Genomic DNA, 14055 nt, shown 5'->3' with positions numbered 1-14055 from the left:
CAGCGTGCAGACCCAGACCCGGACGCAACCGCCGCCCGTACCGACGATGACCGCCCTCCGCCTCCTGGCGTTCGCCGGCTTCCTGCTGCTCGGGCTGCTCACCGGCGCCGCCGGCGCGCTGCTGCAGGCCGCGTGGTTCCCCGGCGGGCTGCTGCTGGCGCTGCTCGCCCTTTCGGCGGCGTGTTACGGCGCGGTGAAGGCGATCGATGCCCGGTCCGGCGGCATGGTCGTGGGCGCCGGGTGGCTGCTCGCGGTGATGCTGCTGACCACCACGCGCCCCGAGGGAGACTTCGTATTCGGTGCGGGTCTGGGCAGTTATGCGTATCTGCTCGGCGGGGTGGTCGTGGCCTTCGCGACTGTGATCCGCACCACTACCAGCCACCTTCCCGGCCAGGGTGCCGGAGGGTCCCGACTCGCCAAGTGACGTGCGTACTTGGGGGCTGAGCGCACCTTATAGAACATCCCTGCGCGGGACGGATCACTCATCCGCGACGTACGCATGGGCGCCGCCCAGTATGGTGGTGCGCGCCGCCGAGGGGGAGGCGGCGGGAGTCAAATCGGGAGATCTGCCTTGAGCCGAGAAAACGACAATCCGTCCTCCGGGTCCAATGGGCACGGTGGCGATGCCGCGTACCCGCCCGGGACGCCGCCGTACCCGATGGACGGTGCGGCCGCCGAGGGCGCCGGAGACGATGCGCCGAAGACGGAGACGACGCTCACCACGCGTATCCGGATCAACATCCCCGGGTCCCGCCCGATCCCGCCGGTCGTGATGCGTACACCGGTGGACTCCGCCGAGGGCGCGCCCGCGCCGGACGGCGCGGAGGACACGCGGGCCCCCCTGCCGCAGCGCTCGCCGGGCGCGGCCGCCGTCGGCGCTTCGGCCGCGGGCCGTACGGGGGCGGGCGCCGCGGGGGCGCAGACCGCGACCGGCTCCGCCGGGGACGGCGGGGAGGAGAAGACGAGCGACTGGTTCGCGCCCCGCAAGTCCTCCGGGCAGACGTCGGGCGGCCAGACGCCGTCCCCGGCCACGCCTCCGCCTGCCGACCAGAGCAGCGGCGGCGCTTCGTACCCGACCGGCACCCCGGGCGCACCGGGCGGCAGCGGCGGGCGCCCGCCGGGCACCGGCCCGCTGGGCGACCTCCCGCCCGGCTTCCCCGTGCCGCACGCGGCCGAGGAGCCCGAGGATGAGCAGGCCCCGTCCGACACCCCGCAGCACGGCACCTCTTCTTTCGGCACGGTGAACCCGCTGACGGCGAACCCGCCGGGCGACACCGCGCCGCGCCCGGACCAGACGTCGGGCCACGGCTTCGCCACCGGCGACCCGGCGTCCGCCAACCCGGTCCGCCCCGACGGCCTTCCCGGCCTGCCCACCCGCGGTGCGAGCCAGGCCCCTTCGGCTCCGGCGCCGCCCGCGGGGCCGACCTCGGGCCCGGCCACCGGCAGCTTCCCGCTCGCCCCGCCGACGCCCCCGGCCGGTCCGCCCGGCGGTACGGCACCGGGCAGCGCGCCCGGGGCGCCCGCTCCGGGCGGCATGCCCGGCACTCCGCCCCCGCCGCCCGCGGCGTCCGGCATGCCGCCGGGTCCGCCGCCCGGCGGCCCCGCCGGCCCCGGCGACGACTCGCGCATCCCCCCGGTCCCGCCGATCGGCGGCCGGCCCGCGCCGGCCGGACCGCCGCCCCCGCCGGGCGCGGTGCCGTCCAGCAACACGATCACCGGCGGCGTCCCCGGCGCCGGCTCCCCGCAGCCGGCCTCGCCGTTCGCCCAGGAGGCCTCCGCCTCTCAGGGCTTCATGCCGCCGCCGACCCCGCCGGCCGGTCCTTCCGCGCCCGTCTCCACGTCCCCGGCCGCCGGTTCGGCGCCCAAGGGGCGCAGCGGCGCCGAGCGCAAGAAGATGCTGGTGCTCGCGGGCGGCGGCGTGCTCGGCCTGCTGGCCGTGGCGTACGGCGCGGGGCTGGTGCTCGGCCAGGACGACGTGCCCAAGGGCACCACCGTCCTCGGCGTCGACATCGGCGGCAGCACCCGCGACGAGGCGGTGAACAAGCTCGACGACGCCCTGGACAAGCGGGTCAACGCGCCGCTGCAGGTGAATGTCGGCGAGTCCAGGAAGGCCATCAAGCCGCAGCACGCGGGCCTCGGCGTCGACACCGCCGAGACCGTCCGCTCCGCCTCCGGCTCCGACTACAACCCGATCACCGTCATCGGCTCGCTCTTCGGCGGCTCCCGCGACGCCGAGCCGAAGATGACCGACGACACCGAGAAGCTGCGCTCTGCCCTGGAGGACCTCAAGGACGAGGCCGGCGGCGGCAGCGAGCGCGGGATGATCAAGTTCGTCGCGGGCAAGGCGGTCCCGGTCAAGGGCAGCAGCGGCCAGTCGCTGGACGTCGACAAGTCGATGAAGGTGCTGCAGGAGGCCTTCGAGGAGCGCGCCGCGGGCGGCCCCAACTCCCCCGTGTCCCTGCCCACCGCCAAGGAGGCGGGCGCGGTGACGCAGGCGCAGTTCAAGACGGCGCTCGACGGCTTCGCGAAGACCGCGATGTCCGGGCTGGTCACGGTGAAGGCGGGCAACGCCTCGATCCAGTTCAGCCCGGAGAAGTCGCTGCCCAAGTTCCTGACGATGGTCCCGGACGAAAAGGGCAATCTGCAGCCGCACTTCAACCTGAAGGTGCTCAAGCAGCTCTACGGCACCACCTTCGACGGCGTGCAGATCGAGCGCGCCACCGGCACCACGGGCGTCCGCCCCACGGACGTCGCCGCCGCCCTGAACCAGGCGCTGCGCCAGACCGAGCCGGCCAAGCGCGTCGGGGTCATCCAGACGTCGGGCGGCTGAGCACTGCGGCTTCGCCGCGCTGACGGGGTCCGGGGGCGCTGCCCCCGGACCCCCTCTTCATAAGGACGGCCGCACCGATCCAGAAAGCGTCGCCGAGGAAGACCACGTCCCCGATGACCATGGCCGCCGAGAACAGCGGCAGCCCCATGAGCACGGCGATGGCCGCGTGGCTGCCCAGCAGCGCGATCAGGAACGGATACTTCAGCACCCGGCTGAAGACCGCGAGCGGCAGCCCCAGCTGCGTGAAGACGGTCAGATAGGCCAGCGCCAGAATCAGCACCGACTGCCCCGCCACCCAGTGCGAGAGCTCCGGCCAGGGCGTGAAGGCGTTGAGGTGGAGCGCGTAGTGCAGGGCGGTGCCGTCGCGCCAGGTCGCGCCCTGGATCTTGTACATGGCGGCGGCGCCGTACGCGATCATCACCTGCCCCCCGATGACGAGCAGGGCGAGATTGTGCGTGAGCGTCACCACCCGCCGCCGCAGCTCCTCGTTCTCGCCCCGCAGCAGCGGCGGCGACCACTCCCGCCGGGCATCCAGCGACCAGACCCGCCCGCAGGCCGTGCAGGCGAGATAGATCGCGAGCAGCCGGATCACATGGTCGCCGGAGTCGTTCACGAACGCCGTCCGGAACTGCACCGCACACATCAGCACCGCGAAGACGACCGCGGTCACCCGGGTCCGCCACCCCAGCGTGAAGAGCACGCTGACGACGATGGCGAGGCCGTACAGCGTCCACCACAGCACCGCGCTGTCGGTGGCCGCGATCGTGTAGAAGCCGGTCCAGCCATTGAGCGCGTTCAGCTCATACGCCATCTCCGGCGTCCAGTACGCATCCGGCCCCCACAGCACGGCCGCGTCCCCGGCATCCCGCAGCAGATACGCGAGCGCCAGCACTCCGGTCCCGATCCGCAGCACGGCGGCGCTGCGCAGCGAGTACGCGGTCCCGGAGGCCCGGTCCAGCAGCTTCACGCCCGCCACCAGGGCAGCACGGTCCGGCTCTCCCGCACCGCCGCCGCCCCGCCCCCCGGCGCCGGGATCGGCACCGTCGTGATCCGCAGCTGCAGCGCGTCGTACGTGCCCTGCCGCTTCCCGAAGTCGTCGGCCAGCCGTCCCGCCGCGATGTTGCCCAGATAGCGCCGGAAGAGCTCGGCTCGCTCCGTACGCGCGGGAACGGCGCGATCGCCGAAGTCGCGGTAGATCTTCCACGCCCGCCGGAGCAGATTCTGATGCGCCCGCGCCGGATACGGGCTGTGCCGGACGGCGGCGCTGTCGACGGCGGACAGGTCGTACCACCTGCCCGAATCCGATGTCCGGGCCTCGATGCGGTAGTTGGCCGCGAACGGATTCGGCGCGAAGAGCGCCCAGTGCTGCTCGAACCAGGGGTAGATCCAGCCGTCGATCACCGGCTTGTGCGCCTTGCTGACGGCATTCGCCGGTGCCACGTACAGGAACACCACCGCCAGCTGCCACCCCGCAAGCCCGACCGCCCCCGCGGCCCAGGCCGCGAGCAGCCACCGCCGCCAGCCCGTCACGGCGCCGGCGCCGGCATCTCGGCCGCGAAGAAGCACGCCGACGGATGCCCCGCCCCGTCCGCATCGGCCAGCCACGGCGGCACCGCCAGCTCCGGCACCTCCTGCGCGCACCGCTCCTGCGCCTTCCAGCACCGGGTCCGGAACCGGCACCCCGACGGCGGATTCGCCGGCGACGGCACATCCCCCGCGAGAATGATCCGCTCCCGCTCCCCGCGCGCCTCCGGATCCGGTACGGGCACGGCGGACAGCAGCGCCTGCGTGTACGGGTGGGTGGCGTGCTCGTAGATCTCGCTGTCCGTCCCCAGCTCCGCCAGCCGCCCGAGGTACATCACCGCGACCCGGTCGGAGATATGCCGTACGACGGACAGGTCATGCGCGATGAAGACGTACGAAAGCCCGAACTCGTCCTGCAGCTTCTCCAGCAGATTTACCACCTGCGCCTGCACCGACACATCCAGCGCCGACACCGGCTCATCGGCGACGATGATCTCCGGCCGCAGCGCAAGCCCGCGCGCGATGCCGATGCGCTGCCGCTGGCCGCCGGAAAACTGGTGCGGATAGCGGTTGATGTACTCGGGGTTGAGCCCGACCACATCGAGCAGCTCCTGCACCTTGGCCCGCCGGTTGCCCTTGGGCGCGACCTCGGGGTGGATCTCGTACGGCTCGCCGATGATGTCGCCGACGGTCATCCGGGGATTCAGGGACGTGTACGGGTCCTGGAAGACCATCTGGATGTTGCGGCGTACGGCCTTCAGCGCCCGCCCCGACAGCTTGGTGACGTCCTCGCCCTTGTAGAGGATCTCCCCCGCCGTCGGCCGCTCCAGGTTCACCAGCAGCTTCGCGACCGTCGACTTGCCGCAGCCGGACTCCCCCACGATGCCGAGGGTCTCGCCCTGGTAGAGCGCGAAGTCGACGCCGTCGACCGCCTTGACGGCCCCGACCTGCTTCCTGAAGAGGATGCCCTGGGTCAGCGGATAGTGCTTGACCAGCCCCCGCACCCGCAGGATCGGCTCCTCAGCCATGGAGCTGCTCCTTCCAGAAGTGGCATGCGCTGCCGCGGCCGGGGATGGGGCTGCCGCCCTCATCGGTCACGTCGTACAGCGGCGGCAGATCGGTCAGGCACACGCTCTGCGCCCGCGGGCACCGCGGGTTGAAGGCGCAGCCGCTTGGGATGCGGGTGAGGTTCGGCGGCAGGCCCTTGATGGCGTAGAGCTCCTGGCCCTTCTGGTCCAGGCGCGGGATGGAGTCGAGCAGGCCGCGGGTGTAGGGGTGAGCCGGCGCCTTGTACAGCTCCTTCACCGGGGCGGTCTCGACGATCCGGCCCGCGTACATCACCGCGATCTTGTCGGCCACATCCGCGACCACTCCCAGGTCATGGGTGATCAGGATCAGCCCCATCCCCGACTCCCGCTGCAGCTCGGCGAGGAGGTCCATCACCTGCGCCTGCACGGTGACATCGAGCGCCGTGGTCGGCTCGTCGGCGATGATCAGGTCCGGGTCGAGGGCGAGCGCCATCGCGATCATGATGCGCTGGCGCATGCCGCCGGAGAACTGATGCGGATAGCTGTTGACCCGCTCCTTGGCCGCCGGAATCCGCACCCGGTCCATCAGCTCGACGGCCTTGGCCTTCGCGTCCTTCCGCGACATGCCCTCGTGTACGACGAACATCTCACCCAGCTGATAGCCCACGCTGAGCACCGGATTCAGCGACGACAGCGCGTCCTGGAAGATCATCGCCATCTTCCGCCCGCGCACCTTGCGCCGCTCCTCCTTGCCCATCTTCAGCAGGTCGGCGCCCTGGAAGAGGATCTCCCCGCCGGTGATGAAGCCCGGCGGCGAGTCGAGGATCCCCATGACGGCCTGCGCGGTGACGGACTTCCCGGACCCGGACTCGCCCAGCACCGCGAGGGTCTCCCCCGGCTCCACCCCGTAGTCGACGCCGTTGACGGCCTTCGCCACGCCATCCCGCGTACGGAACTCCACGTGCAGGTCGCGCACCTGCAGCAGCTGACTCACCGGCACGGTCACCTCAGCTTCGGATCGAGGGCGTCGCGCACCGCGTCGCCGAGCATGATGAACGCCAGCACGGTCAGGCTGAGCGCCCCGGCGGGCCACAGCAGCGCATGCGGGGAGTTGCGCACCCGCTGGGAGGCGGTGGAGATGTCGATGCCCCAGGAGACGGTCGGCGGCTTCAGGCCGACGCCGAGGAAGGAGAGCGTGGCCTCCAGCGCGATGTACGTGCCGAGCGCGATGGTGGCGACGACGATGATCGGGGCGACGGCGTTCGGCAGCACGTGCCGGACCATCATCCGCCAGTTCCCCGCGCCCAGCGAACGAGCCGCCTGCACATAGTCGTTCTGCTTCGCCGTCATCACGGACCCGCGCGCGATCCGCGCGACCTGCGGCCACCCCAGCAGCGCGATGAACCCGATCACCGGCCACACAGACCCGCTCTTGACGACCGACAGGAACACCAGCCCGCCGAGCAGGATCGGGATGCTGAAGAAGACCTCGGTGACCCGCGACAGGATCGCGTCCCACCAGCCGCCGTAGAAGCCGGCCAGCCCGCCGAGCAGCGTCCCGACCAGCGCCGCGCCGAGGGTGGCGAAGATGCCGACCATCACCGAGGCGCGGGCGCCGTAGACCGTACGCGTATAGACGTCGCAGCCCTGGTTGTCGAAGCCGAAGGGGTGCCCGGACTGCGAGCCCTGGTTGGCGTAGGAGAGGTCGCAGTCGTACGGGCTGCCGCTGGTGATCGCGCCCGGCCAGATGGCGATGAAGATGAAGAAGAGGATCAGCAGCGCGGAGATGATGAAGACGGGGTTGCGCCGCAGGTCGTGCCAGGCGTCGCCCCAGAGGCTGCGGACCGGCGAGCTCGCCTCTTTGTGCTCCAGCTCCTCGGCTTCCTGGGATGCCAGGTCCATCGGGCGCAGCTCGGTGGCGGACGGCCTTTCGTCGTGCGGGTCAGGCAAGGCGGATCCTCGGGTCCAGGACCGCGTAGAGCAGGTCGACGAGCAGGTTGGCGACGAGGTAGACGATCACCAGGATGGTGACGAAGCCGACGACGGTCGGCGCGTTCTGCCGCAGGATGCCCTGCCAGAGCTGATAGCCGACGCCCTGGATGTTGAAGATCCGCTCGGTGACGATGGCGCCGCCCATCAGGTTGCCGATGTCGATGCCGAGGAAGGTGACGACGGGGATGAGGGAGTTCCGCAGCAGATGCCGGATGGTGATGCGGCGCCGCGGCAGCCCCTTCGCGACCGCCGTGCGGATGTAGTCGGCGCGGGCGTTCTCGCCGACGGCGGTGCGGGTGAGCCGGGTCGTGTACGCCAGCGAGACCAGCGCCAGCACGACGGCGGGCAGCAGCAGCTCGTTCAGCGGGGCGTCCGCCGAGACGGTCGGCTGGGCGATCCCCCACTTCACGCCGAACAGATACTGCAGCACATACCCGGTGACGAACGTCGGAATGGAGATGACGATCAGCGTGCCGATGAGTGCGGCGGTGTCGATGGCCTTCCCGCGCCGCAGCCCGGAGAGAACGCCGAGTGTGATCCCGACGACCATCTCGATCAGCACGGCGAGCAGCGCGAGCCGCATGGTGATCGGCCAGGCGTCGCGCATCAGCTCGGTGACGGGACGCCCGTTGAAGGACTGCCCGAAATCCCCGGTGAAGATATTGCCCATGTAGAGCAGATATTGCTGCCACAGCGGCTTATCGAGATTGAGATCCTTCCGGATCTGGGCGGCCGCGGCCGGGTCGGGGGCCCGGTCGCCGAACATGGCGGCGACCGGATCCCCGAGGGCGTAAACCATGAAGAAGATGAGGAAGGTGGTCCCGATGAAGACCGGGATCATCTGGAGCAGTCGACGCACGATATAGCGCCCCATAAGCTGCAGCGCGTCCTCAGCCGTTGACCTTGATGTCCTGGTAGACCGGGATGCTGTCCGGATACAGCTTTACGTCGCTGACGCCGTCCGAGTAGCCGGCGGTGCCGTTCTGGTACCAGAGCGGGATCGCCGGTACGTCCTTGACCAGCTGCTTCTCCGCCTCTTTGTACTTGGAGACGGCATCCTCGGTCGACTTGGCGGCATTCGCCTCGTCGATGCCCTTGTCGAAGGTCTTGTTGCTGTAGCCGCCGTCATTGGCCGAGGCACCCGTGTAGTACAGCTTGGAGAGGAAGTTCTCGATGTTCGGGTAGTCCATCTGCCAGCCGGTGCGGAAGGGCCCCTTCATCTCCTTCTTGGTGACCTGCGAACGGAAGTCCCCGAAGGTCCCGACCGGGTTGACGACGCAGACGTTCTCTTTCCCGATCGCCTTGTTGAGGCTGTTGCAGACCGCGTCCATCCAGTCCTTGTGGGAGCCGGTGTCCACATTGGAGGAGAGGGTGAGCTTCCCGCCCGGGATGCCGCCGGCCTCCTCGATCAGCTGCTTGGCCTTCTTGGGGTCGTACTTGCAGAGGTCCCCGCACATCTCCTTGTCGAAGCCGCCCTTTTCGCCGATGACCGGGGAGGTCCAGTCCTTGGCGGGGACGCGGGTGTCGTTGAAGACCGACTTGGTGATCTGGTCGCGGTTGATCGCCATCGAGATGCCGCGCCGCAGCTTGGCGCCGTCCGCGCCCGCCCACACCTTGTCGTACAGCGGGAAGGTGACGGTCTGGATGATGCCGGCGGGCTCGTTGATATAGCGGTCGCCGAGGTCGGACTCGGCATTGGCGAGCTGGTTGGCCGGCAGGTCGTCCATCACGTCGAGGTTGCCGGCCTGCAGGTCGGTGTAGGCGGTGTTGGGGTCGGTGTAGACCTTGAGCTCGACGCCCTCGTTCTTGGCCTTGTGGCTGCCCTGGTAGTTGTCGTCCTTGACCAGCTTCATCGACTTGCCCTTGGAGTAGGAGTCGATTTTGTACGGGCCGTTGCCGATCGGCTTGTCGAGCCAGGCGTCGTGGTCGTCGAAGAAGGCCTTGGGGAGCGGGGCCATCGCCGGGTACGCGAGGGTGTCCGGCCAGATGGCGAAGGGCTGCGTCAGCTCGACCTGGAAGGTCTGGTCGTCCACGACCTTGAGCCCCGACATGGTCTTCGCCTTCGGCACGGCCTTCTCGTCGGCCGGGTGGACGTCGTCGTAGCCGTCGATGTAGCTGAAGAAGGGCGCGTTGACCTGCTTGTTCTTGACGTTGGCGGCGTAGTTCCAGGCATCCACGAAGGACTTGGCGGTGACCGCCTCGCCATTGGAGAACTTCTGCCCCTTCTTGATCTTTACGGTCCAGCTCTTCTGGTCGTCGCTCTCGACCGACTCGGCGAGCTCGTTCTCGGGCTGCCCGGTCTTCGGGTCGAGCGACTTCAGCCCGCTGGTGACCATGCGGAGCACCTTGCCGCCGAAGACCTCGTTGGTGTTCGCGGGCTCGAGCGGATTCTGCGGGTCACCCCAGGACGCACGGACGACTCCGGAGGAGTCGGAGGAGCCGGAGCTGCTGCTGCTCCCGCCGCCACAGGCGGCTGTCGCCGTAAGGACCACGGCGGTGGCGATGGCCAGCAGCGGGGTGCGCTTGCGCGTGGGTCCGCGCATGAGGGTGCCTCCTGGTTGCTCCAGATATGGGGCTTCAGCCCTATATGAGGCCATATGGAGAGGGTGGGCGGCGGGCATGCGGCTGTCCGTGGGCGCGGCGCCACTTGGCTGTACCCACCCGCCCACGCGTAGCCGCAGCGCACTCACTCTGCCCTCGGCAGATCTGCCCCCGGCAGAGATCCCTGGCGCACCGGGCCCCCGCGACGGACAGTCGCAGGAGTAGGCCCGGATCAGTCAGGAGGCACCCATGGCACCCGTGACACAGCAACCCAGGGCAGCGGACGGCGACACCGCCCCCAGCCCCTTCGACGACCACCTGGCGACCCAGCTGCTCGGCCAGCGGATCGTCGTCCTCGGCACCCAGGTGGACGAGGTCTCCGCCAATCGCGTCTGCGCGCAGCTGCTCCTGCTGTCCGCAGAGGACCCGCGTACGGACATCGCGCTCTACGTCAACAGCCCCGGCGGCTCCGTACACGCCGGTCTCGCCGTCTACGACACGATGCGCCTGATCCCGAACGACGTCGCCACGGTGGCTACGGGCTTCGCCGCGAGCATGGGCCAGTTCCTGGTCACCGTCGGCACCCCGGGCAAGCGCTTCGCGCTCCCGCACGCGCGGATCATGATGCACCAGCCGTCCGGCGGCATCGGCGGCACCGCCGCGGACATCGAGATCCAGGCGGAGAACATGGAGTTCACCAAGCGCGAGATGGAGCGCATCATCGCCGAGCACACCGGCCAGACCCCGGAGACGATCGCCAGGGACGGCGACCGCGACCGCTGGTTCACGGCGGAGCAGGCGAAGGAGTACGGAATGGTCGACCGGGTGGTCGAGTCGATGGCGGACGTACGCCCGTCGAGCACGCGCAAGCAGAGGGTGGGGCTGTACTCATGAGCTCGTACACGATTCCGAACGTCGTCGAGCGGACGCCGCAGGGCGAGCGCGCGTACGACATCTACAGCCGGCTGCTGAATGACCGGGTCATCTTCCTGGGGACCGAGATCGACGACGGCGTCGCGAACGTCATCATCGCCCAGCTGCTCCACCTGGAGTCGGACAGCCCCGGCAGCGAGATCGCGATCTACATCAACTCACCGGGTGGATCGCACACTTCGCTGATGGCGATCTACGACACGATGACCTTCATCCAGTCGCCGATCGCAACGTACTGCGTCGGCCAGGCGGCGTCGACGGCGGCGGTGCTGCTGGCGGGCGGCGACCCGGGCCGCCGCTTCGTGCTGCAGCACGCGAGGGTGCTGCTGGGCCAGCCGGCGACGGGCGGCGTCCAGGGCACGGCGGCGGACCTGAGCGTCCAGGCGAAGGAGGTCCTCCGGATCCGCTCCCAGGTGGAGGAGGTCCTGTCGCAGCACACCGGCCACGATGTCGCTTCGCTCCGGGCCGACATGGACCGCGACAAGGTCTTCACGGCGGAGGAGGCGGTGGCGTACGGGCTGGCGGACGGCGTCATCGCGAAGCGGCTGGCCTCGGCGGCGGCCTGAAAAGCGAATGTACCCACCCGCTCGTTGCTGTCTCAGCAACGGGCGGGTGGGTGGGAAAGCATCACGCCGCCAAGCGCACCTCGCCCGATCGCGGCGCGCTCGCCCGCGCAGCGGATCCGCGGGCGCCCAGGCCGGTGATCGACGTGACCGACGCTCCGGGTCCCGCGGCCGGCTGCGTCACCCGCACGATCTCCTCCTGCACCCGCCCCAGCAGATCCGCCAGCCGCAGGCCAAGCGCACCGGCCGCCGCCGCGAGGACCTCCGACGAGGCCTCCTTCCGGCCCCGTTCCACCTCGGAGAGGTAGGGCATGGAGATGCGCGCCTCCTCAGCCACCTCCTTCAGCGTGCGCTCTTGCGCAAGGCGCTCGCGGCGCAGGACGTCGCCCACGACGTCGCGCCACAGGGGCTCCTTCGGCTGCGGCAGGGGTACGACGCGAAGGTGCTTGGGCTGGCTGGTCGTCATCGCCTCAGCATAAGAGCGCCGCCGCGCCGACGGCAGCCGGCGGCATTCCGCCCTGCGCGAAGCAAGCATGCGCGGCGCACGCACAACACAGGGCCCCGAGCTCCCCCCCTTGGGGTGCCCGGGGCCCTCGTTCGTGGGTTACGCCGCGTGCACGACGTCCTTCTCCTCCGCGAAGTGGCACGCCGACTCGTGTGCTGCCCCCGACTCCGCGTCCCGGAAGCGCTCGGGCACCGCGAGCAGCGGCTCCTCCGTGGCGCAGCGGTCCTGCGCCTTCCAGCAGCGCGTACGGAACCGGCAGCCCGACGGCGGGTTCGCCGGCGACGGCACATCGCCCGACAGGATGATCCGCTCGCGCCCTTCCCGCGCCTCCGGGTCCGGCACCGGCACCGCCGACAGCAGCGCCTGCGTGTACGGGTGCGTCGGGTGGTCGTAGATCTGCGTGTCCGTGCCGATCTCCGCCATCCGCCCCAGATACATCACGCCGACCCGGTCGGAAATGTGCCGCACGATCGACAGGTCATGCGCGATGAAGATGTACGACAGGTTGAACTCGTCCTGCAGCTTCTCCATCAGGTTGATCACCTGCGCCTGCACCGATACGTCCAGCGCCGACACCGGCTCATCGCAGATGATGATCTCCGGGTTCAGCGCCAGCCCGCGCGCGATCCCGATGCGCTGCCGCTGACCGCCCGAGAACTGGTGCGGATACCGGTTGATGTACTCCGGGTTCAGGCCGACCACGTCCAGCAGGTCCTGGACCTTGCGCCGCCGGTCGCCCTTCGGCGCCACCTCGGGGTGGATCTCGAAGGTCTCGCCGATGATGTCGCCGACCGTCATGCGCGGGTTGAGCGAGGTGTACGGGTCCTGGAACACCATCTGGATGTTCCGGCGGACCTCCTTCAGCGCCCGGCCGGACAGCTTGGTGATGTCCTGGCCCTTGTAGAAGATCTCGCCCGCCGTGGCCTGCTCCAGGTTCATCAGGAGCTTCGCCACCGTGGACTTGCCGCAGCCGGACTCCCCCACGATGCCCAGCGTCTCGCCCTGGAACAGCTCGAAGGAGATGCCGTCGACGGCCTTGACCGCGCCGACCGTCTTCTTGAAGAGGATGCCGCGGGTCAGCGGGAAGTGCTTCTTCAGGTTCTTGACCTGGAGAATCGGCTCTCGCTCAGGCGTCTGCTCAGCCATTGAGCGTCTCCTTCCAGAAGTGGCACGCGCTGCCGCGCTCGTCGGACACGGCGGCCAGCGGCGGCAGCTCCGTACGGCAGATGTCCGCCGCCGCCGGGCAGCGCGGGTTGAAGGCGCAGCCGGAGGGGACGTTGAGGAGGTTGGGCGGCAGGCCCTTGATCGCGTAGAGCTCCTGGCCCTTCTGGTCCAGGCGCGGGATCGAGTCCAGCAGGCCCCTCGTGTACGGGTGCGCGGGCTGCGCGTACAGCTCCTTGACCGGGGCGGTCTCCACGATCCGGCCCGCGTACATCACGGCGATCTTGTCGGCGACGTCCGCGACCACGCCCAGGTCGTGCGTGATGAGGATGAGCCCCATCTGGTACTCCTGCTGGAGCTCGGCGAGGAGGTCCATCACCTGCGCCTGGACGGTGACGTCCAGCGCCGTCGTCGGCTCGTCCGCGATGATCAGGTCCGGCTCCAGCGCCAGCGCCATCGCGATCATGATGCGCTGCCGCATGCCGCCGGAGAACTGGTGCGGATAATCGCCCACGCGCTGTGCCGCGGCCGGGATACGCACCCGGTCCATCAGCTCGACGGCCTTGGCCTTGGCCTGCTTCTTGTTCAGGCCCTCATGCACGCGGAACATCTCGCCGAGCTGATACCCGACGCTCAGCACCGGATTCAGCGACGACAGCGCGTCCTGGAAGATCATGGCGATCTTCTGGCCGCGCAACTGCCGGCGCTCCTCGCGGGACATGGTCAGCATGTCCCGGCCGCGGAAGCGGATCTCGCCCTGCGGGATCTTCGCCGGCGGCATGTCGAGGATGCCCATGATCGCCTGGGCGGTGACCGACTTGCCGGAGCCGGACTCGCCGAGGACGGCCAGGGTCTCGCCCGAGTTCACCGAGTAATTGACGCCGTTCACGGCCCGTACAACGCCGTCTCGGGTGTGGAACTCGACGCGCAGGTCGCGGACTTCGAGCAGCGGGGTGTTGTTCTCTGCAGTAGTCACTA

Annotated in this window: 14 protein-coding genes; 4 read left to right on the top strand and 10 right to left on the bottom strand. The window is 69.8% G+C overall.

What is annotated here, in order from left to right:
- Positions 1-4: 4 nt before the first annotated feature.
- The gene (locus ACNNMR_RS28780; RefSeq protein ID WP_419997587.1) at positions 5-424 is read left to right on the top strand and encodes a DUF6113 family protein; all 420 of its coding nucleotides are present in this window, start codon (positions 5-7) and stop codon (positions 422-424) included.
- 147 nt (positions 425-571) lie between these two features.
- Complete coding sequence (locus tag ACNNMR_RS28775; protein WP_419997586.1) at positions 572-2830, top strand: hypothetical protein; 2259 nt, start codon at positions 572-574, stop codon at positions 2828-2830.
- Here ACNNMR_RS28775 and ACNNMR_RS28770 read toward each other — a convergent pair.
- The 7 genes from ACNNMR_RS28770 to ACNNMR_RS28740 are packed head-to-tail and all read right to left on the bottom strand — an operon-like array spanning position 2808 to position 9917.
- Positions 2808-3797: an HTTM domain-containing protein gene (locus tag ACNNMR_RS28770; RefSeq protein ID WP_419997585.1), complete on the bottom strand. Its 990-nt coding sequence runs from the start codon at positions 3795-3797 to the stop codon at positions 2808-2810. The two genes, ACNNMR_RS28775 and ACNNMR_RS28770, sit on opposite strands and share 23 nt — an antisense overlap.
- The gene (locus tag ACNNMR_RS28765) at positions 3794-4360 is read right to left on the bottom strand and encodes a DUF5819 family protein (RefSeq protein WP_419997584.1); all 567 of its coding nucleotides are present in this window, start codon (positions 4358-4360) and stop codon (positions 3794-3796) included. The genes ACNNMR_RS28770 and ACNNMR_RS28765 overlap by 4 nt, the downstream gene beginning before the upstream one ends.
- Positions 4357-5382 carry an ABC transporter ATP-binding protein gene (locus ACNNMR_RS28760; RefSeq protein WP_419997583.1) on the bottom strand — a complete coding sequence of 342 codons (1026 nt, stop codon included), beginning with the start codon at positions 5380-5382 and terminating at the stop codon, positions 4357-4359. The genes ACNNMR_RS28765 and ACNNMR_RS28760 overlap by 4 nt, the downstream gene beginning before the upstream one ends.
- Entirely contained in the window at positions 5375-6376 is a 1002-nt protein-coding gene (locus ACNNMR_RS28755; RefSeq protein WP_419997582.1) for an ABC transporter ATP-binding protein, read from the bottom strand. Before ACNNMR_RS28755 ends, ACNNMR_RS28760 begins: the two co-directional genes overlap by 8 nt.
- 8 nt (positions 6377-6384) lie before the next feature.
- Positions 6385-7284, bottom strand: a complete 900-nt coding sequence (locus ACNNMR_RS28750) for an ABC transporter permease (protein ID WP_420000510.1) — start codon at positions 7282-7284, stop codon at positions 6385-6387.
- Positions 7285-7324: 40 nt separating this feature from the next.
- A complete protein-coding gene (locus ACNNMR_RS28745; protein WP_419997581.1) occupies positions 7325-8248 on the bottom strand; it encodes an ABC transporter permease in 924 nt (307 codons plus the stop codon).
- 16 nt (positions 8249-8264) lie between these two features.
- Positions 8265-9917, bottom strand: coding sequence for a peptide ABC transporter substrate-binding protein (locus tag ACNNMR_RS28740; RefSeq protein WP_419997580.1), 1653 nt, complete (start codon positions 9915-9917; stop codon positions 8265-8267).
- Positions 9918-10164: 247 nt separating this feature from the next.
- On the opposite strand from ACNNMR_RS28740, the gene ACNNMR_RS28735 reads away from it, so the two are divergent.
- Both ACNNMR_RS28735 and ACNNMR_RS28730 read left to right on the top strand, forming a co-directional pair.
- Positions 10165-10809 (top strand): ATP-dependent Clp protease proteolytic subunit, encoded by a 645-nt coding sequence (locus ACNNMR_RS28735; RefSeq protein WP_419997579.1) that lies wholly within the window; start codon positions 10165-10167, stop codon positions 10807-10809.
- Complete coding sequence (locus ACNNMR_RS28730) at positions 10806-11414, top strand: ClpP family protease (protein WP_419997578.1); 609 nt, start codon at positions 10806-10808, stop codon at positions 11412-11414. The genes ACNNMR_RS28735 and ACNNMR_RS28730 overlap by 4 nt, the downstream gene beginning before the upstream one ends.
- A 61-nt stretch (positions 11415-11475) precedes the next feature.
- Here the strand turns inward: ACNNMR_RS28730 and ACNNMR_RS28725 are convergent, their stop codons facing one another.
- The 3 genes from ACNNMR_RS28725 to ACNNMR_RS28715 form a co-directional block, all read right to left on the bottom strand.
- Positions 11476-11877 (bottom strand): helix-turn-helix domain-containing protein, encoded by a 402-nt coding sequence (locus ACNNMR_RS28725; protein WP_419997577.1) that lies wholly within the window; start codon positions 11875-11877, stop codon positions 11476-11478.
- Positions 11878-12015: 138 nt separating this feature from the next.
- A complete protein-coding gene (locus ACNNMR_RS28720; protein WP_419997576.1) occupies positions 12016-13062 on the bottom strand; it encodes an ABC transporter ATP-binding protein in 1047 nt (348 codons plus the stop codon).
- A complete protein-coding gene (locus ACNNMR_RS28715; protein ID WP_419997575.1) occupies positions 13055-14053 on the bottom strand; it encodes an ABC transporter ATP-binding protein in 999 nt (332 codons plus the stop codon). Before ACNNMR_RS28715 ends, ACNNMR_RS28720 begins: the two co-directional genes overlap by 8 nt.
- Positions 14054-14055: the final 2 nt, after the last annotated feature.

The sequence above is a fragment of the Streptomyces boninensis genome, from assembly GCF_048572725.1.
In the GTDB taxonomy this organism is placed as follows: Bacteria; Actinomycetota; Actinomycetes; order Streptomycetales; family Streptomycetaceae; genus Streptomyces; species Streptomyces boninensis.
Note: the sequence above shows the minus strand (reverse complement) of the source record. Positions and strands in the feature narration are given on the sequence as shown.

Coding starts and splice junctions, on each gene's coding strand:
- ACNNMR_RS28760 (WP_419997583.1), bottom strand. CDS start 5,382: ATGGCTGAGGAGCCGATCCTGCGGGTGCGGGGGCTGGTCAAGCACTAT.
- ACNNMR_RS28750 (WP_420000510.1), bottom strand. CDS start 7,284: ATGGACCTGGCATCCCAGGAAGCCGAGGAGCTGGAGCACAAAGAGGCG.
- ACNNMR_RS28745 (WP_419997581.1), bottom strand. CDS start 8,248: ATGGGGCGCTATATCGTGCGTCGACTGCTCCAGATGATCCCGGTCTTC.
- ACNNMR_RS28740 (WP_419997580.1), bottom strand. CDS start 9,917: ATGCGCGGACCCACGCGCAAGCGCACCCCGCTGCTGGCCATCGCCACC.
- ACNNMR_RS28735 (WP_419997579.1), top strand. CDS start 10,165: ATGGCACCCGTGACACAGCAACCCAGGGCAGCGGACGGCGACACCGCC.
- ACNNMR_RS28730 (WP_419997578.1), top strand. CDS start 10,806: ATGAGCTCGTACACGATTCCGAACGTCGTCGAGCGGACGCCGCAGGGC.
- ACNNMR_RS28725 (WP_419997577.1), bottom strand. CDS start 11,877: ATGACGACCAGCCAGCCCAAGCACCTTCGCGTCGTACCCCTGCCGCAG.
- ACNNMR_RS28720 (WP_419997576.1), bottom strand. CDS start 13,062: ATGGCTGAGCAGACGCCTGAGCGAGAGCCGATTCTCCAGGTCAAGAAC.